Source organism: Streptomyces broussonetiae (assembly GCF_009796285.1).
Classification (GTDB): domain Bacteria; phylum Actinomycetota; class Actinomycetes; order Streptomycetales; family Streptomycetaceae; genus Streptomyces; species Streptomyces broussonetiae.
Genome location: NZ_CP047020.1, coordinates 4,346,020 through 4,364,099 on the forward strand (window position 1 = coordinate 4,346,020; position 18,080 = coordinate 4,364,099).

At 71.8% G+C, this 18,080-nt stretch carries 17 protein-coding genes; 10 read left to right on the forward strand and 7 right to left on the reverse strand.

The window, feature by feature from the left end; translation table 11 throughout:
* Complete coding sequence (locus tag GQF42_RS20060) at positions 1-657, reverse strand: hypothetical protein (RefSeq protein ID WP_158921822.1); 657 nt, start codon at positions 655-657, stop codon at positions 1-3.
* A 153-nt stretch (positions 658-810) separates the two neighbouring features.
* Here GQF42_RS20060 and GQF42_RS20065 point away from each other — a divergent pair, with 153 nt between their 5' ends.
* Positions 811-2,136, forward strand: a complete 1,326-nt coding sequence (locus GQF42_RS20065) for a sensor histidine kinase (RefSeq protein WP_158921824.1) — start codon at positions 811-813, stop codon at positions 2,134-2,136.
* Between the two features lie 656 nt (positions 2,137-2,792).
* Here the strand turns inward: GQF42_RS20065 and GQF42_RS20070 are convergent.
* Positions 2,793-3,671, reverse strand: coding sequence for a universal stress protein (locus GQF42_RS20070; protein WP_158921826.1), 879 nt, complete (start codon positions 3,669-3,671; stop codon positions 2,793-2,795).
* A 304-nt stretch (positions 3,672-3,975) separates the two neighbouring features.
* Between GQF42_RS20070 and GQF42_RS20075 the strand changes: the two genes are divergently transcribed.
* From GQF42_RS20075 to GQF42_RS20090, 4 genes are all read left to right on the forward strand, one after another.
* Entirely contained in the window at positions 3,976-4,938 is a 963-nt protein-coding gene (locus GQF42_RS20075) for a ferritin family protein (RefSeq protein ID WP_233273395.1), read from the forward strand.
* 255 nt (positions 4,939-5,193) lie between these two features.
* The gene (locus GQF42_RS20080; protein WP_158921828.1) at positions 5,194-5,487 is read left to right on the forward strand and encodes a hypothetical protein; all 294 of its coding nucleotides are present in this window, start codon (positions 5,194-5,196) and stop codon (positions 5,485-5,487) included.
* 99 nt (positions 5,488-5,586) lie between these two features.
* Positions 5,587-7,917, forward strand: coding sequence for a heavy metal translocating P-type ATPase (locus tag GQF42_RS20085; protein WP_158921830.1), 2,331 nt, complete (start codon positions 5,587-5,589; stop codon positions 7,915-7,917).
* Between the two features lie 73 nt (positions 7,918-7,990).
* A complete protein-coding gene (locus GQF42_RS20090; RefSeq protein ID WP_158921832.1) occupies positions 7,991-8,380 on the forward strand; it encodes a hypothetical protein in 390 nt (129 codons plus the stop codon).
* 41 nt (positions 8,381-8,421) lie between these two features.
* Here GQF42_RS20090 and GQF42_RS20095 read toward each other — a convergent pair whose 3' ends face one another.
* Positions 8,422-9,060, reverse strand: coding sequence for a hypothetical protein (locus GQF42_RS20095; protein WP_158921834.1), 639 nt, complete (start codon positions 9,058-9,060; stop codon positions 8,422-8,424).
* Between the two features lie 534 nt (positions 9,061-9,594).
* Here GQF42_RS20095 and GQF42_RS20100 point away from each other — a divergent pair.
* The 3 genes from GQF42_RS20100 to GQF42_RS20110 are packed head-to-tail and all read left to right on the forward strand — an operon-like array spanning position 9,595 to position 12,314.
* Positions 9,595-10,515: an undecaprenyl-diphosphate phosphatase gene (locus GQF42_RS20100; protein WP_158921836.1), complete on the forward strand. Its 921-nt coding sequence runs from the start codon at positions 9,595-9,597 to the stop codon at positions 10,513-10,515.
* 57 nt (positions 10,516-10,572) lie between these two features.
* Positions 10,573-11,139 carry a Chromate resistance protein ChrB gene (locus tag GQF42_RS20105; protein ID WP_158921838.1) on the forward strand — a complete coding sequence of 189 codons (567 nt, stop codon included), beginning with the start codon at positions 10,573-10,575 and terminating at the stop codon, positions 11,137-11,139.
* A 38-nt stretch (positions 11,140-11,177) separates the two neighbouring features.
* Positions 11,178-12,314, forward strand: coding sequence for an MFS transporter (locus GQF42_RS20110; protein WP_158930364.1), 1,137 nt, complete (start codon positions 11,178-11,180; stop codon positions 12,312-12,314).
* A 39-nt stretch (positions 12,315-12,353) separates the two neighbouring features.
* Here GQF42_RS20110 and GQF42_RS20115 read toward each other — a convergent pair whose 3' ends face one another.
* The 3 genes from GQF42_RS20115 to GQF42_RS20125 are packed head-to-tail and all read right to left on the reverse strand — an operon-like array spanning position 12,354 to position 14,673.
* The gene (locus tag GQF42_RS20115) at positions 12,354-13,208 is read right to left on the reverse strand and encodes a phosphatase PAP2 family protein (RefSeq protein ID WP_158921840.1); all 855 of its coding nucleotides are present in this window, start codon (positions 13,206-13,208) and stop codon (positions 12,354-12,356) included.
* Positions 13,205-14,023, reverse strand: coding sequence for a VTC domain-containing protein (locus GQF42_RS20120; protein ID WP_158921842.1), 819 nt, complete (start codon positions 14,021-14,023; stop codon positions 13,205-13,207). Before GQF42_RS20120 ends, GQF42_RS20115 begins: the two co-directional genes overlap by 4 nt.
* Entirely contained in the window at positions 14,020-14,673 is a 654-nt protein-coding gene (locus GQF42_RS20125) for a DUF4956 domain-containing protein (protein ID WP_158921844.1), read from the reverse strand. Before GQF42_RS20125 ends, GQF42_RS20120 begins: the two co-directional genes overlap by 4 nt.
* 152 nt (positions 14,674-14,825) lie before the next feature.
* On the opposite strand from GQF42_RS20125, the gene GQF42_RS20130 reads away from it, so the two are divergent.
* Positions 14,826-15,497, forward strand: a complete 672-nt coding sequence (locus tag GQF42_RS20130) for a response regulator transcription factor (protein WP_158921846.1) — start codon at positions 14,826-14,828, stop codon at positions 15,495-15,497.
* Positions 15,494-16,867, forward strand: a complete 1,374-nt coding sequence (locus tag GQF42_RS20135; RefSeq protein ID WP_158921848.1) for an ATP-binding protein — start codon at positions 15,494-15,496, stop codon at positions 16,865-16,867. The genes GQF42_RS20130 and GQF42_RS20135 overlap by 4 nt, the downstream gene beginning before the upstream one ends.
* Before the next feature lie 275 nt (positions 16,868-17,142).
* Here the strand turns inward: GQF42_RS20135 and GQF42_RS20140 are convergent, their stop codons facing one another.
* Positions 17,143-18,078: a M56 family metallopeptidase gene (locus GQF42_RS20140; RefSeq protein WP_158921850.1), complete on the reverse strand. Its 936-nt coding sequence runs from the start codon at positions 18,076-18,078 to the stop codon at positions 17,143-17,145.
* Positions 18,079-18,080 lie beyond the last annotated feature (2 nt).

Here is an 18,080-nt window from a genome sequence, read left to right on the forward strand (position 1 = left end):
TCACCGCCAGGCGAAGGAGTCACTGATGATCCGCCACGGGTCGACGTTGTCGGCGTTGACCGGGCCGGACAAGGTCAGATCCACCTCGTGGCCCGACTTGTAGAAGGCATACCGCTCGAACCCGTCGCGCACCACCTTGCCCGTGACCGGGTCCTTCGCCGAGTCACCCTGATAGGTCAACCGGACGACACGGCCCGCGTGCCGAGACACCTCCGACACCTTCGGCGCGGCGAACTTCGGCACCTGGGAGCGCAGCTTGGGGACAACCGTCTTGGTGACCGAGTCGACCGTGGGCGCGGTGGACGCGGAGACCGCCGTGATCCTCACGGTGTTCAACTTGTCGGTGAACACCGTGCTGCCGCCCTGCTCGGTACGGGCCCAGCCCTCAGGCACCTTCACCGTGAAACCGGAGAAGGACCCGCCTGTCGGCCGGTAGACGACGTACACCTGGTTGTCGGGGATGTCACCGGGCGGATTGGACTCGGTGGGAGCGGGTGTCGGTTTGTTCTGCCCGTTTCCGGCGCGCTCCGAGGAGGCTGGCGGCGTTGATGTCGTCGAACCGGAACCGGAGTGCGAGCCGGAACCGGAACAGCCCGCGGTCACCGCCGCGACGATCACCAGCCCGACTGCCGCGGACGTCCGTGCATGTGCTGCCATCACCACTGCCCTCCAAGGAATCCGCCGGACCGGACGGTCATGGCACCCACGCTAGGAAGCGGCCGGTTAACGCCCTGCTCGCCGAGGGTTAGACGACGGCAAAAGCGTGAGCCCAGCCCCGCGCACCCCGCCGAACCGCCGCATGATGAGGGCATGAGACAGCGCGTGGTGCGAGTCGCCCTCACCGCCGCGTTGGTCGCCGTGGTCCTGCTCGCCGTCCCCCTGGCCCTGGCCATCAGGTCCTCCCTGTATGCCGGGCAGCGGGACACCCTGGAGCGCGCGGCCCTCGCCGCGGCCGTACGGGTGAGCCCGGACTATGCAACCGGTGACCCGGTGGAACTGCCCAGGGCGCCGGCAGGGGGGCATCTGGGCCTGTACGACCCGCAGCAGGCCAAGCGGGCGGGCAGCGGCCCTGGGACGGCGGACGCGCCGGTCCACCGCGCCTTTGGCGGAGAGGTGGTCCGGGGGCAGTCGGGCGGCGATCTGGTCGCCGCCGTACCGGTCTCCCACGCCGAGCAGGTGATCGGCGTGGTCCGCGCGTCCTCCCCCGCCGGCGCCGTACGCGACCGGGTCCTGGCGGCGTGGGCCGTACTGCTCGGCGTGACCGTAGTCGCGCTGACCATCGCGGTACTGGTCGCCCGCCGGCAGGCTCGGGCGCTGGCCGCCCCGCTGGAGAACCTCTCCCGCCACTGCCGAGCCGTCGCCGAAGGGGACCTCAACGCGTGGGCGGCCCCCAACAGCATCGCCGAGATCGATCAGGTGGCCCGCACGCACAACGCGATGCTTCGCAGCCTGTCCGAACTTCTACGCCGCGAACGCGACTTTGCCACCAACGCCTCCCACCAGCTGCGCACCCCGCTCACCGGCCTGCAACTCACTCTGGAGGCGGGCCTCGCCCAGGACGACGACACCCGACTACGCCCCGTGCTGACCGAGGCACTGGACACCACCCATCGCCTCCACCACACCGTGGAGGAAGTGCTACGCCTGTCCCGCTCCCCCGACCGGCCCCGCCCGGCCGCCCGGGACATTGGGGTGGCACACCTCCTTCTGGAGACGCAGGAGCACTGGCACGGCCTGTTCGCCGCCGACGGCAGACGCCTGGAGTGCGGCACACATGACGCACCCGCGGATGTCCTGGTCCCCGGTGGCCCCGTTTCGGAGGTGCTCGGCGTCCTGCTGGACAATGCACGGGCGCACGGACGCGGAACCGTGCGACTGGTGGTGCGGGACCTGAACGACGCCCTCGCCTTCGACGTGAGCGACGAGGGAGCCGCGGAGGGCGAGCCGGCGCAGCTGTTCGACCGGGGACACACCGGCGGCGGCCACGGGACAGGCATCGGACTCGCCCTCGCCTCCGAACTGGCCCAATCCATCGGCGGCCGACTCTCCCTCACCAGAAGGGCTCCGGCCACGTTCACCCTCCTCGTCCCGGTCCGCGGGGTCGGCTCCGAAGGCAACGCACCGGCCTGCGGATGAATGCCTCTCCGACATGCTCGGCTCAGGGGTGTGGCTTGTTGGCCTGCCGTTGTGTCGAGCCGGTCCGATGGGCCCAGATCCACGACGGCCACCGCTCAGACGGGGGACCTGCGATACCGGGGGGCGTGACAGTCCCGCAGCCGTGCCCTCGCCGGAGCGGGCCTTCCGGGACGGGGAGGCCCGCTCCGACATTGTCCGACCGATGCCGACGTGCGTGCGCGATGCGTGAGCGGACTGTCCGGCACAGGCCACCATGAGCCGGATGAAGCACCCAGCCGCGTGACGCTGACCAGGCGAGACAGCATCACGCGACAGCACCACGCACGCCCCGGCAAGGATTCGATCCCACTCCTGAAGCGGGTGTCGCAGGTTCGGATCCTGCCGGGGGCACAGAGAAACACCAGGTCAGGAGCCTTTCCATCCAGCGGACGGGAGGGCTCCTGCGCTTGCAGCACACGAAACCCCAGGCCAGCCCCCTCCCGCTCCCATTCGCTGCACAGGCAACTTCAGCCGTCGGTTGCGCGAGGGCGGGGCATCAGGAGATGCCTGTGCCGCTGGTAAGGGCCTTCGTTCTGTGTCGGGATCTCGTGACCGCCCTCGGCTGTCGGTTCAGCTGACCGGCGCCGACATCAAAGCCAACGGAGAGGTGGCGGTGGTCACTCCTTGCCGCGGACCACGGCGACTGGGCAGTGCGCGTGATGCAGCAGGGCCTGGCTGACCGAGCCGAGCCGCAGGCCGGTGAAGCCACCGCGTCCGCGCGCACCGGCCACGACCAGCTGCGCGTCGTGACTCGCTTCGATCAGCGCCGGGCGGATCCGGGAGCGCACCAGGCGCCGCTCCACCGTGACCTGGGGGTAGCGCGTCTGCCACGGCGACAGGGTGTCGTCCAGCAGCCTTTGCTCCTCCTCGCGGAGCCGGTCGATGTCGACCACCATGTTCAGCGGGTCGCCCGGCCCCTCGTAGGCCCGTTCGCTCCAGGTGTTCCACACGTGCAAGGCCAGCAGGTCCGCACCGCGCATCGACGCTTCGGCAAAGGCGAACTCGACAGCTCGCTCGCCTGCCGGGGAGCCGTCCACCGCCAGCAGCACGGGACCGGTCGGGTTCGGCCTGCCCCGTACCACCAGCACCGGGCAGCGACCGTGGGCGGCCAGATGTACGGCGGTGGAACCGAGGAGCAGGCTGCCGAACGCGCCCAGCCCGCGGCTGCCCACCACGACGAGCGAGGCGGTGCGCGACGCGATCTCCAGCACCATCAGCGGCTCGCCGACGGTGGCCTCTCGGGTGAAGTCCACCTGCGGTGCGATCTCGCGTGCCCGTTGTCCGGCCTCGGCGAGCGTGCTGTCCAGCAGCTCGCGCACGCCCGCCCCGGCAGGATCCCAGGGCGGCCCACCAGGCGGTGGATGGATCGAGGGCCACCCGAAGGCATGCACCAGCCGCAGGCCGACCCCGCTCAGCGCCGCCTCGCTTGCCGCCGTCTCGACCGCGTCCAGGCTGGACTGTGAGCCGTCGACTCCCACGACGACAGGTTTGGCCATGCCGCGCCTCCTCGCCAAGCCGACTCTAGGACCGCCCGCCCGGCTCTCGTCCGTCCTCCGCCACTGTGCCGCGCAGCGCATTGGCCCCGATGGCCCTCCCGGCAACCCCTGAGACAGCGATGCCGCACGTGCCCGTGGGCGTGCTCCCAGGTGCTGCCGTACCACCGCCGTCGCGGCAGCTCACCCGCGCCTGGTCACGTTCGGTCATCACCCGGAAGGCCCAGCAGACACGGCATGGGTGCACCCGAACGGGTCCCATGAGGAAGGGGCGCTGTCACCCAAGGGGCCCCCGGAGGAGGAAGTCGTGTTCCGCCACTCGATACGTACGCTCCTGGTCAGTCTGTGCGCGCTGACCGCGGCATCGCAGGCGGCCCCCGCCCTGGCCCTCGCCGCCCCGGCCGACCCCCACCCGCAGCAAGCCGCCCGGGCGCTTCACGCGCAGACGCTCACGGACCTCACCACCGCCATGAAGGGCGAGGCGTTCGCCCATGCCTCCTACAGCCTCTTCGGCACTCAAGCCGACGGCGCGGCCCACGCTGCCATCGGACGGCTCTTCCGGACCACGGCGCAGACCGAGCTGAACGAGCACCTGCACGAGGCAGCCACGCTGGCCGGAGTGGTCGGCACGAACGCGGCCAACCTGCGCCAGGCGATCAAGGGGGAGACGTACGAGCACCAGGTCATGTACCGCGGCTTCGCGACCCAAGCCCGGCAGGACGGGGACACGAAGGCCGCCGAGCTGTTCACGGAGATCGCCGCCGACGAGGGCCACCACCGCGATGCCTTCCGCACGGCGCTCGCAGCCGTGACCTCCGGCCACGGCACCGTCCCGGCCCCGAGCGCCGCCAAGACGGTCGCGGTACCCGCCGGGCTGCCACAGGTGAGCGCCGCCCGCACGAAGACCAACCTGGACACCGCGATGCACGGCGAGGCCCTGGCCTACGCCAAGTACATGCTGTTCGCGGCGCAGGCGAAGCAGACCGGAAACCCCGCACTGGCCCGTCTGTGGGAAGGGACGGCCGCCGTCGAGCTGCACGAGCACTTCGCCGGCGAGGCGGTCCTGGCCGGGCGGGTGGGCACCACGAAGGCGAACCTGAACAAGGCCATCACCGGGGAGCGCTCGGAGGCGACCACCATCTACCCGGGGTTCGCCAAGCAGGCGACCGCCGTCGGTGACACCGCCGCCGCCTCCTACTTCCGTAACACCGCCGCGGACGAGGCCCGACACGCCGCCGCCTTCCAGGCAGCGCTGAACCAGCTGCGCTGAGCGCCACGCCCTGGCTGAACCCCATGGCGGCCAGGTGGCATCAGGAGCCACCTGGCCGCCGTCGGTTTGAACGGTTTGGTGACCTCGTGACCGACTTGCGTGCCGGTACGACGCAGTGGCCCGGACAGCGCGATACAGGGACGAACGGGCCTGCCGTCGCATCCGGCGCGAGGGGCAGGCTGGATGTCGGGTACGGATATCTGATCTCACGGCCGGGGAGGACGGGCAACGGGCCTGGGCGCCAGGGACGCGGGCGTGGGCGCCAGGGACGCGGGCGTGGGCGTGGCCGAGGAGACGCGGGTGCTGGTCGTCGAGGACGACCGGGGCATCGCGGAGGGCCGGGCGTGGTCGTCGGCCGGTCTGCTCCCCGATCTGCCCGAACTGATCGACCTCGACGAATGGGGTTACCCCATCCTGAAGACCGAGCGGTACCCGGCCATCTGCGCGCCCACGCCCGCCAAGCCGTCGCCGCCTGCCCCCGCCCGGCCCTCCACACCGACCGGCGCAGGCCATGACCAGCACACGCAAGCACCGTCTGTTCGGCCCTGAAACAGGGCCGGACGTCCTCTCCCGCCGACACCCGATGGCGCGATGTGCTGGAGGGGGACCGGCCCCACGATCGCCGCGCAGGACGGACCGAGGTATGTCATGACCCACCGCACGTTCACCGCCCAGCTGCGCCGCCTGACCGCAGCGGTCGTGTCGTCACGGCTCGAACCCGCTCTCCTGGCCGTCACCGCGGCGGCCCTGACAGCCGGCGGCATCGCCTGGCTCTCGGGGGCCGCCAGCCTCGCCGACCTCCTCTGGGCCCTGGGCACCCTGGCCGCCGTGCTCCCCGCGGTGGGATGGGTGCTTGCCTCATTGCGGCACGGACATGCGGGTGTCGACCTGATCGCCGTCCTCGCGCTGGGCGGCACCCTGGCCGTCCACGAATACCTGGCCGGCGCGCTGATCGCGCTGATGCTCGCCACCGGCCGCACCCTCGAAGCCGCGGCCCAGCGCCGCGCCTCCCACGACCTGCGTGCCCTGCTGGAGCACGCACCGCGCTCCGCGCGCCGCCGCACCGACGCCGGGGTGACCACGGTGCCACTTGCCGAGGTCGCAGTCGGTGATCTGCTCGTCGTCGGCCCCGGCGAGGTCGTCCCCGTCGACGGCCGGGTGGAGAACGCCGCCGCCGTCCTCGACGAGTTGGTACTCACTGGGGAGTCCCTCCAGATCGAGCGGGCACGGGATGAGCTGGTGCGCAGCGGCGTGGTCAACGCCGGAGGCGCCTTCGAACTGCGCGCCACCGCCACCGAGCCGAACAGCACCTATGCCGGGATCGTACGGCTGGCCCAGCAGGCCGGCGCCGAGTCCGCGCCAGTGGTACGGCTGGCCGACCGGTACGCGGCATGGTTTCTGCCGCTATCGCTCGTGGTGGCGGGACTGGCCTGGCTGATCAGCGGGAACCCCGTGCGCGCAGTCGCCGTCCTGGTGGTCGCCACTCCCTGTCCGCTGCTGCTGGCCGCTCCTGTCGCGATCGTCTCGGGACTCTCTCGCGCCTCCCGCCTTGGCGTCGTCATTCGTGACGGCGGAGCGCTGGAGAACCTCGGCCGCGCCCGCACCCTGCTGCTGGACAAGACCGGCACCCTCACCCGCGGCCGCCCCCGCGTCCTCGACGTCATCGCCGCCCCGGACGTCAGACCCACCGAAGTCCTCCGCCTGGCGGCCTCACTCGACCAGTACTCGCCCCACGTCCTCGCCCAGGCCATCGTCGACACCGCCCGGGAACGCGGAATGACGCTCTCGGTCCCGACGGACGTCACCGAGGAACCGGGCCGGGGCGCCACCGGCACCGTGGACGGGCACCAGATCTCAATCGGCCGTACGGGGGCCGCGACCGCCCGGCCCGACTGGGCGAAGGCGGTCGACACCCGCGCCCTTCTCGACGGCGCGACCGTCGCCTGGCTCACCGTCGACGGACACCTGACCGGCGCCGTACTCCTGCGCGACCCCCTGCGCCACGACGCCCCGCGCACCCTGCGCTACCTGCGTGCGGCAGGCTTCGAACGGCTACTGATGCTCACCGGCGACCGCGCCGCACCCGCCCATGAAGTCGCCGCCGTCCTCGGTCTGGACGACGTCCGCGCCGAACTCTCCCCGGCCGACAAGGTCGCCGCCGTACGCGCCGAACGCGAGCACGCCGTCACCGTGATGGTCGGCGACGGCGTCAACGACGCCCCCGCCCTCGCCGCCGCCGACATCGGCGTCGCCATGGGCGCCCGCGGCTCCACCGCCTCCTCCGAAGCCGCCGACATCGTCCTGGCCACCGACCGCGTCGACCGCCTCGCCGACGCCGTCACCATCGCGCAACGCGCCCGGCACATCGCCGTACAAAGCGCCCTCGGCGGCATGCTCATGTCCCTGGCCGCCATGGCCGCCGCCGCGGCCGGTCTCCTCCCGCCTGCCGCCGGCGCCCTGCTCCAGGAGGGGATCGACGTCGTCGTCATTCTCAACGCCCTGCGCGCGCTGCGCGTCGACCAAGCCACGCGACCGGTCCTCACCCCCGCCGCCGAGGCCCTCATCCACCGCTTCGCCGCCGAACACTACGACCTCCAGGACGTCCTCGACTCCGTACGCGACGCAGCCGACCGCCTCTCCGACAGCTCCGGCCCAACGGCACTGGCGGCCGTGGAGGAGACACACCGGCTGCTGAACGAGCGGCTGCTGCCCCACGAGCACGCCGAGGAACACCAGCTCTACCCAGCCCTGGCCCCCACACTCGGCGGACCCGAGGCCACCGCCACCATGAGCCGCGCCCACACCGAGATCGAACGCCTCTCCCGCCGCATCGCCACCCACCTGCAACTGGCTCACGCAAGCGAGGGCCTCTCCTCCGAACAACTCGACGACCTGCGCTCCTGCCTCTACGGCCTCAACACCGTCCTACGCCTGCACTTCACCCAGGAAGAGGAGAACTACTTCTCCCTCGCTCCGTGAAGAACAGCATCAGGAGGGACTGCCGACAAGCGAGCGGCCGTCCGGCTCACCACCGCCAGGAATCGCGGCGTACATGACAGATTTTCGGCCGAGACGCGCGGTAACGGCACTCGGCCTGCTGGGCATCGCCCTGATCCACTTGCTCGACCTGCCCGGCAAGCTCAAGGAGACCCTTTACCTTGGAGCCGCGTACATCCTGCTCATCGTCGCGAGCGTGGGGGTAGCGGAGTATCCGATGCGGCGCCGTGACCGCCGGGCCCGGCCGGCCGCGACCGTGCTCGCCGCAGCCGTACTCCTCGGTTGCGTGGTCAACCGCAGCGTCGGTCTCCCGGGGGCCATGGACGACATCGGCAACTGGCTGGAACCGCTGGGGCCGGCCTCTGTGTTCGTCGAGGCAGTCGTGGTGGTCCTGGGGCTGTCGGGTCTCGTGGACTCGATGGCGCGCGGGTCCACCGACGTCTGAACACCTACCTGACGCACTGTCGGTTCGCTGGCGCGGCCGCGCTATCTGCTCCAGCTGGAGACCAGGTGGACTCCGGCGAGCGCGACGACCAGACCCCCGCCCAGCGCCACCGCCAGCAGAGACCAGCGTCCGGCACGCCACGGGGCGGCGATCCCGTGGCGTGCCGGACGGCGGCGCAGGTCGGCGCCGACCAGGCTCGGCAGGCGCCATACGTAGGCGAGGACGTGCACGGTCATGACGGCGGCCCAGCAGACGAAGCTCGCTTTGTGCAGCAGGAGCACCGGAACCGGGCCGGTCCCCGGGCCAAGCAGGGCCAGCGCCACTCCCGTGCCGAGGACGGCGATGCTCGTGGCGACGACCAGCGGGCCGAGCACGCGCAACAGCGGTGCCGGCGGCCCCTTGCGGCGGTACGCGGGCGATCCCGTGTAGTAGCGGTAGAACCGGTAGCCGGTCGATCCGATCTTGAGGCAGACCGGGCCGGTCAACAGCAGTCCGACGAAGAAGTGCAGCGTGAGGAGTTGCCCGAGGAAGAGGACGGGGACGCCCTCGACGGCGAACAGGACCAGCAGCACCGCGCCGGTCGCGGCGGTCAGCCGCTCGTTCCCCTCCGGCCCGCCGGGCGTCGTGCCGGTCCGCTCGAACGTGCCGTCCACCGGTGTCCTGCCGCCGATCACAGTCACTCGTCCGTCCTCCTGGTGATCAGGCCCCGCCCGGCCCGGATGGCAGTGCTCTCGCTACTCCCGCGCCGTGCGCTGGAGCGGGCAGAAGTATGACTGACGTGCGGTGAAGAACTGGATCACGTCCCCGGCGGGCGGCTGCCGGTCCGCTGCATCGCGTCACATTGGGATTCGATCCGCCCTGCGTCAGCCACATGAAATCCGGCTCCGCGCGGTCGCGCGACAGGCCGGAGTACTCGGCGGCGTCGGCAGCGATACAGCGGCACCACCACCCTGCTGTTCCTCTTTGTCGCCCGCGCGAAGTGGCGCACGCCCGTGCGGCACGCGAGGAAGCCCCGCCCCAGAGTTCATCGACCACCCCCGCGCCGGCGCCCCAGGCGACCACGGCGACGGGGCGGTGAACCTTGCAGACCGTCCGGATGAACACCTCTCGCCGACCCGACAATTTTTACAAGATGTAGTAGTTTGCGGATCGGCCGGAGCCGCCCGCGAGCGTCGCCCGGAGCCCGACCCTGCATTCCAAGCCAAAGGCCATCGATGTCCGTTCTGACCTATCCCGAAGCCGTGGGCGTAGGCCTGCTGCAAGGCGTCACCGAGCTGTTCCCCGTCTCCAGCCTGGGGCACAGCATCCTGATACCCGCACTGCTGGGCGGGCACTGGAAGCACGACCTGGACGTATCCGCCGACGGATCCCTCTACCTCAACGAGCTGGTCGGCCTCCACCTGGCCACCGCGCTCGCGCTCGTCGTCTACTTCTGGCGGGACTGGGTCCGCGTGATCAAGGGCCTCACGACCTCGGTCACCCAGCGCCGCATCCAGACCGTGGACCAGAAGCTCGCCTGGCTGATCGTCACCGCGTGCGTCCCGGTCGCCGTCGCCGGCGTCGCCCTCGACAAGGTGTTCCGCACGACGCTCGGCAAGCCCGTCCCCACCGCGATCTTCCTGGCGCTCAACGGCATCGTGCTCTTCGTCACCGAGCAGCTGCGGCGCGGTGGGTCCGGCCGCAGGCGGGCCAGGGCCTCGGTCGCCCCCGGGGAGGAGCATCTGTCGGCGGACGAGCAGTCGGACCTGCGGATCACCCGGATGACCATCCGCCAGGCCGTGACGATCGGCGCTGCCCAGATCCTCGCCCTGCTGCCCGGCATCAGCCGCTCCGGTTCCACCATCAGCGCGGGCATCTTCAAGGGCCTGGGCCACGAGGACTCGGCCCGGTTCGCGTTCCTGCTCGCCACGCCGGTCATCGGCGGCGCCGCGCTGCTCAAGCTGCCGCCGCTGCTCGGGCCGCAGGGCAACGGCCTGCGCGGTCCGCTGCTGGCGGGCAGCGTCGCCGCGTTCGTGGCGGCCTATCTCGCGACCCGCTTTCTGGTGAAGTACTTCGAGAACCGCACCCTCATCCCGTTCGCCGTCTACTGCTCGGTGGCCGGTCTGGGCAGCCTCGCGTACTTCACGCTGGCGTGACGGACCGGGCATCCGGCCCGCACATCAGCGTATGTAACAGATGCTACATTCCACAGCGTGTCGGCTGTGGAACCGGCGAGTCGCTGGCTCGTCCTCGTGATCAAACTGCCTGCCCAGCCGTCGCGGCATCGCGTGGCGGTCTGGCGGGCGCTGCGCAGGATCGGCGCGCTCACGCTCGGGCAGGGGATCTGGGCCGTGCCGGACGTGCCGGTCTTCGCCGACGGCGTCGCGCGGGCGGTCGCGCTGACCGAGCGGGCCGGCGGCCAGGTCGTGACGCTGGACGCCTCCGGGCGCGGCCCGCAGGATGCCGCAAGGCTCCAGGAGATGTTCGGTGCCGCCCGGTCGGCGAACTGGGCGGAGTTCCTGGCCGAGTGCGCCGAGTTCGAGGCGGAGATCACCAAGGAGATCCGTATCGCCAAGTTCACGCTCGCCGAACTGGAGGAAGAGGAGCAGTCGCTGGAGCGGCTGCGACGGTGGCACCGGGACCTGACGGCACGCGACGTGTTCGGGACCTGCGAGGCAGCCGAGGCCGGCGAGCGGCTCAAGCGGTGCGCGGTCATCTGCGAGGACTACGCCGAGCGCGTCTTCGCCGCCTTGCACCAGGTCCCGGGGACGGAACGGTGAGCACGGCATCGGCGGGGCATGCGGCTGCGGCCAAGCACATGTGGCCGCTGTATGCCGCCGGCTTCACCACCGCCTTCGGGGCGCACGGGATCGCCGCCAACCTCGGCGGCCACGCCCGGGGTGCGGTGACCTCGCTGCTCGTGCTCGGCGGACTGCTCGCCCTGTACGACGGTGCCGAGGTGCTGCTCAAGCCGGTCTTCGGCACGCTCGCCGACCGCGTCGGCGCTCGGCCCGTGCTGCTCGGCGGGCTCGTCGCCTTCGCCGTCACGTCCGCCCTGTACGTCGTCGCCGACAGCCCCGGCTGGCTGTGGGCCGCCCGGCTCGGGCAGGGCGCCGCGGCCTCCGCCTTCTCTCCGTCCGCTTCCGCGCTGGTCGCCCGGCTCAACCCGGCGGCCAAGCACGGGCGGGCGTTCGGGAGTTACGGCTTCTACAAGTCGATCGGCTACACCCTCGGCCCATTGCTGGGCGGGGTGCTGGTGTGGGGCGGGGGCCTGCGGCTGCTGTTCGCCGTCCTGGCCGTACTCGGCGGGGCGGTCGCCGCGTGGGCCGCACTCGGGGTTCCGGTCGTACCGCCGCTGCCCAAGGCCCGGCAGACGGTGCTGGATCTGGCCCGTCGACTGGCCGATCCGGCCTTCCTCGCCCCGACCTCGGCGCTGGCCGCGGCGACCGCCGCTCTGTCGGTCGGAGTGGGCTTTTTGCCGGTGTCCGGGCGGGCGGCCGGTCTGAGCACGGTGGCCACCGGTGCCGCGGTGTCCGTGCTGGCCGCCTGCGCGGCCGTCGTCCAGCCGAAGGCGGGGCGGGCGCTGGACAACGGCCGGCTCACCACCCGTACGGGCATCACGGCGGGGCTGCTGCTCACCGCTGCCGGAATGGGGTGCGCCATGCTGCCGGGCCTGACCGGCGTCCTCGTCGGCGCCGCACTGATCGGCGCCGGAACCGGCCTGATCACCCCGCTCGGCTTCGCCGCCCTCGCCGCGAGCACCCCCACCGAGCGTCTCGGGCAGACCATGGGCGCCGCCGAACTCGGCCGTGAACTCGGCGACGCGGGCGGCCCGTTGCTGGTCGCGGTGGTCGCCTCGCTCACCACCCTCACCCACGGCTACGCCGTGCTCGGCGTCATCCTCGCCCTCGGCCCGGCCCTCACCGTCGTACGGCGCCGTCCTGCCGGCGGGTGACCCCCGCCCTGCGGACGGCACCGAGTACGACGGCTGGTGTCAGTGGCCGCTGACGGCGAGTTCGTAGTCGCCGATCAGGTCGCCGAGGAGGGTTCCGGCGGTGATGTCACTGGTGACGTGGCCGGCCATGTAGAGGCGGGAGTAGAGGATCTCGTCCTGCATCCACTGGTAGTCCCCGGCCCGGTGCGGGGAGAGGGCACTGAGGTAGGTGACGGCGGCGGCGGACCGGGCGGCGTGGCTGGAGGGGTAGGAGTACGGGCCCTGGGCACCGGGCTTGATGTGCTTGTCCGGGCGCAGGGTCGGGTCCAGGACGTACGGGGCGGGCTGCTCGTCCTTGGCGGCCACCTGGTCGCTGATCGTCTTGGCCAGCTTCAGCACCGCCTTGAGCTGCGCCTTCTCGGCCGTGCCCTGCTTGGCGGGGATCAGTTCGCTCTGGTCGTGGAGATAGAGCTTCCAGAGGTCCTGCTTGCCGTGGAGTTCCAGCCAGGTCGCGGCCTTCTTCCCGGCCGCCGTGCGGGTCTTGGCGAGTTGCTGGTCCTGGTGGAGTTCGGCGGTGCGCTGCGCCGCCGTGGGCGGGGCGGGGACCTGCTGAGCGGCCCAGGCGGTGAACGCCTTGTCGTCGCGGGTGGTGCCGTGCGCCTTCTTCCACTGGGCGAAGAGGGCGTCGGTCTTCTTGCGCTGGGCCGCCGCCTGCCTGCCGATGGTGGCGATCTCGGCGTCGGTGAAGAGCGTGGGCGGCGGATCCTGCTTGATCTTCTGTGTCGCGCCGGGCTTCTTCACCAGGCCGGCGGCGGCCGAGACCAGCTGCGGTTGCAGCGTGCCGACGGCGACGGCCGCGACGGCGAGAAGAGCGATCAGGGCGTACGGCCATTTGATGCCACGCAGGACGTTCATGCGGCGGGGATCCTTTCGGGGAGCGGTGCCGGGTTCGCCGCGGTGGTGAAGTGGGCGCGGGCGAGGCGGCGTACGTCGTTGTCGGGCAGGCCCGGGGTGAGCAGGGACTGGCCGACGATGTACTTGCTGAGCGAGACCGGCCGGACGCCCATGCCGAGCAACAGCCGGTCGGCGAAGGCGGGTTGGACGCCGCCCTTGGTCTCGATCAGGACGTGCCCGGCATCGAGGGTGGCGGTGCGGTCGTCGCGGTGGCAGCTGAGGGTGCCGTCGAGGGTGACGCGGCTGCCCTGGTCGAGGTCGGCGAGGGCCGCGCGGGCGTAGCGGACCTCCGTGGCGGCGGACAGCTCCTTGGCGGTGACGGCGATACCGGACCGGTCCAGCACCTCGTCGACGAACTCCAATGCCTGGCCGGTCAGTTCGCCGTACTCGGCGGCCGGGACCTTCAGGGCGTACTTGACCGTGGCGCCACGGCCGTCCTTCGTCTTCACCTCCACCCGGCACAGCCCGTCCTCCGCGTACAGGCGGGTGCGGACCTTCCAGCGCCGCCGGCGCCCCTGGACGTGCGCCCGCCAGGCGCCGAGCTGCTCGGTGTCGAAGTAGGTGCTGAGGTAGCTCGTCGTGCGGCGCCCGCCGAGGTCGAGGACGTGGTGGCTGTCGGAGAGGCGGGCGATGAGACGGCGGGCATGGTCGAGTGGGACCAGGTACTTGCGGTCGACCCGGTGCTGGAGGGCCGCGGCCGCGTCCACCTCGGCGAGCGTCGCGCCACGCAGCTTCTCCAGGCCCAGCCCCGCCGCGAGGGAGGAGCCGCGGGTCATGGCACTGTCACCGGCTCGCGCGGCTCGGCGTCAGCAGTGAGCACGGGCTCCTGCGGCTCGGTGGGGTAGCGGGCGGAGACGCGGGTGGTCTCGCGGACGTAGTCGACCTCGTCCACGGCCACGGACAGCGGGGCCCGGCCGAAGCGGAAGGTGACGTCCTCGGCGATCAGGGAGGGATCGGGATAGATCCGGTCCAGGGTGAGCTTCACCGTCCGGGTCGGCGGCTCGTAGGACTTGGGGTCGTCGACCACGAGCACTGCCACCAGCACCACGATGTCCAGGGCGACGACGAGCCACGTCTGGCGCTGCGGCAGGCCCGTGCACAGGGCTATCACCAGGGTGATGAAGGTGTAGGCGACGTCGCGCAGGGTGAAGGCCGCGCTGCGCAGCCGGACCAGGGAGAGAATGCCGAACATTCCGAAGCCGACACCGGCCGGGAACTTGCCGGCGCTCATCGTGCTCATCGCGGCGAAGAGGCCGATGTTCAGCGCGGCCAGGACCAGCGGCATCGCCGGTACGCTCGGGCGGCGGCGGTAGAGTCGGCCGACCAGGATCAGCAGGGCGATGACGTCGAGACCGCCGCGGGTCACGAGGTCGGTGACCGCGATGTGGGTGGTGATGCCCTTGGCGGCGAGCACCAGTGCGTGCATGGCTGTCCCTTCCGTCACGGCGCGTCGGACGGCGGACCGGTCGCGGTCCGCGGAGCACCGCGACCGGAGGGACGGTAGGGGATGTCACATGAACAGACCATGAAGCCTTCCCGTCGGCCGGCCGTAGCCGGCGGGCGGCTAGTCTGCCCGCCATGCACTGCCTGGTCGTCGACGACGAGACCCGCCTGACCGATCTGGTCGTCCGCTACCTGACCGAGTCCGGACACACCGCCGAGGGCCGCTACGACGGGCCCTCCGGGCTCGCCGCCGCCCGCGACCCCCGACTGGACGCCGTACTTCTGGACGTGATGCTTCCCGGCATGGACGGCGTGGAGGTGTGCCGCACGCTGCGCTCCGAGGGCATCGACGTGACCGTGATCCTGCTGACCGCGCGCGGTGCGATCAGCGAGCGGGTCGCCGGGCTGGACGCCGGCGCCGACGACTACGTGGTCAAGCCGTTCGCCATGGAGGAACTGCTGGCCCGGCTGCGCGCGACATCCCGGCGCCGCCCCGACCCGGCCGGCCGGCTCCAGGTCGGCGACCTCGTCCTCGACCCCGAGCAGCAGCGCGCCTGGCGCGCGGACACCGAGCTGGAGCTTTCCCGGCGCGAGTTCGCCGTGCTGCGTGTGCTGATGGAGAACGCCGGTTGTGTCGTGTCGCGGCTGCAGCTGCTGGAAGAGGTGTGGGACGGCGAGGCCGATCTGCGCAGCAACGCCATCGACGTGCACGTCTCCAAGGTCCGGTCCAAGGCCGACCGGGCCTTCGGCCGTACGACGATCACGACCCTGCGCGGACGCGGCTACCGGCTGGAGACCGCACCGTGACCCTGCCCGCCCGACTGCTGCCGAGGTTCCGTCGGCTGCCCGTGGTCACGCGCCTCGTCCTCGCCGTGGCCATCACCATGTCGCTGGTCCTGACCGGCACGGCAGGCTTCGTCTACTGGCGGGTCCGGATGGCCCTGGACCGGCAGCTCGACGACGACCTGGCCACCTACCAGCGCAGCCTCGACCACGCCGTACGCCACCAAGCGCAGCTCCCGCCCGGCCCCAGCGGCAGCCTTCAGCAAATCCTCGACGCACACGGCCGGGTACTGGACTCCAGCGGAGCCGTCCGCCACCGGATCCTGCTCACCCACGCCGAACTGGCCGCCGTCGCACGTGGAGCCACGGTCCGGCGTGACGTCGGCTCCCTGCTGCCGATCACCTCGGGCACCCTGCGCCTCCAGGCCCGTCTCGTCACGGCAGGCGGCCACCGCCGGACCGTGATCGCCGCTGTCCGCCGCGGCCACCGCGACGAAGCACTGCGAGAACTCCTCGCCCAACTGGCCATCGCCTCCGGCCTGACTCTGATCGCCGCCTCCTACGTCGGCTACCGCACCGCCCGCGCAGCCCTGCGCCCCGTCGAGCGTTACCGCGCCGGTGCCGCCACCCTCGCCGACGGCACGCAGAACCCGCGCCTGGACGTGCCCGCCGACCGGGATGACGAGATCACCCGCCTCGGTCACACCCTCAACCACATGCTCGACCGCCTGGAGGCGTCCGCCGAGCGCGAGCGCCGGTTCGTCGCGGACGCCAGCCACGAACTGCGCACCCCACTCACCCTGATGCGAGCCGAACTCGACGTCGCCCTGCACCGCCCACGCACCGCCGGGGAACTCACCGAGACACTGCGCTCCGTCGACGCCGAGGTCCAGCGCCTGATCGACCTGTCCAACGCCCTGCTGGAGCTGGAGGAACTCGGCAGCACCGACCACATCACCCGGGCGCCCGTGCTCCTCGCCGAACTCCTCGACGCCGCCGTCACCCCGCACCGGCGCACCGCGGCGCGGACCGGGCGCACGCTGACCGTCGACGCCACCCGCCTGATCGTGGACGTCGACGCCCGATGGCTGCGGCCCGCCATCGGCAACCTCGTCAACAACGCCCTGCGGCACGGCCACGGCACCGTCCGCCTCACCGCGACGGTCGAGGAGGACATGCTGTGCGTGAGCGTAACGGACCAAGGCCCCGGTTTCCCACCGGAGTTCCTGCCACGGGCGTTCGACCGCTTCGCCCGCGCAGAGACCAGCCGCACCAGCGACGGATCCGGCTTGGGCCTCGCCTTCGTACACGCGGTGGCCGCCGCCCACGGCGGTACCACCCACGCCGACAACGCGGGACAGGGAGCGGCTGTCACCCTGCGCCTGCCCTGCTGACGCCACCCGCTATGACCACGGCCACCACCGCGCAACTCGCTTTCGACGGATCCGTGGGGGCAGTGGGCTCCGACGTGGACCCGCCCTCACAGTCTGGCCCTGCGCCGCTGGGTCGCCTCTCCGGTCACCGCCCTGAGCCGCGGCGCGCTGCGCCCGCTGCTGACCGCCGGACCCGGCGTCCCTCCTTGGCGCGCCCGGCAATTCATGCGGGAGGGAAGGAGGCCGACAAGTCCCCAGCCTCCGGCGCCTCCACGGTAGGCGAACGTACGAAGCGATCACCTGGAGGACAGGCGTGCCCCGGCGGCATGGGCGTGCATCGCGGCCTCGAACAACCGCTCCGTGTCATGTGCGGTGAGGGCCAGGCTCGCGCAGCATGCCGCCATCAGCATCGCGAAGGCCGTCGTCGCACCGTTGTGGCGCGGCACCGGCGGGGCCAGCAGAGCCTCGACACGCTGGGGTACCGGACCGCCGGTGGCGCCCAGAGCCGCGCGTCGGCCCCGGCTCGCCGCCAGGGCCGCCCGCGCGATGGCCCGGGCCACCAGCGGCCGGTCCGCCACTTCCGCCCCCGCCTCCTCGTCCGCCCACCGTTCCACCGCGAACGCACCGGCCCGCTCCAACGGCCGCAGCGACGGATTGACCACGGCCGCCAGATACAGCACGAGCGAAAACACATGGTGCCGATGGCGCAGCTGCGCACGCTCATGGGCGAGCAGGGCCACACGCTCCGGCGCCTCCAGCAGCCTCAGCATCCCGGAGGAGACCACCACGCGCCCCGGCACACCGAGCACGGCGAAGGCCGCCGGAACCGGATCGTCGACCACGGCCAAGTCCCCACCCACCGGGATGTCCCGACACTCCCGCCACGCGTCGACCAGCGCCCGCCCTCGGCGCCAGGACGCCACCGTCACACTGACCACGAGGACCAATACCACCCCGGCACACACCGCGGCGACCTCCCGGCTCACCGGGTCCTCCGCCGCCAGCACACTCACCGACCACGGTCCCTGCGCCGCCACCAGCGGCACCTGCCCTATCGCGGTGAACGCCAGAATCGCCAACTCCGTCACCCAGGTGCCGGCGCCCACGACCGCCGCGCACGCCATCGCCCACGTCCCCGTCCGCGGCGGCATCCTGCGCCCCGCCCACGGCGCCACCAGCGCCAGCGCCGCGCTCACCAGCAGCGGCAGATACATCGGTACGGGCCAGAACACGG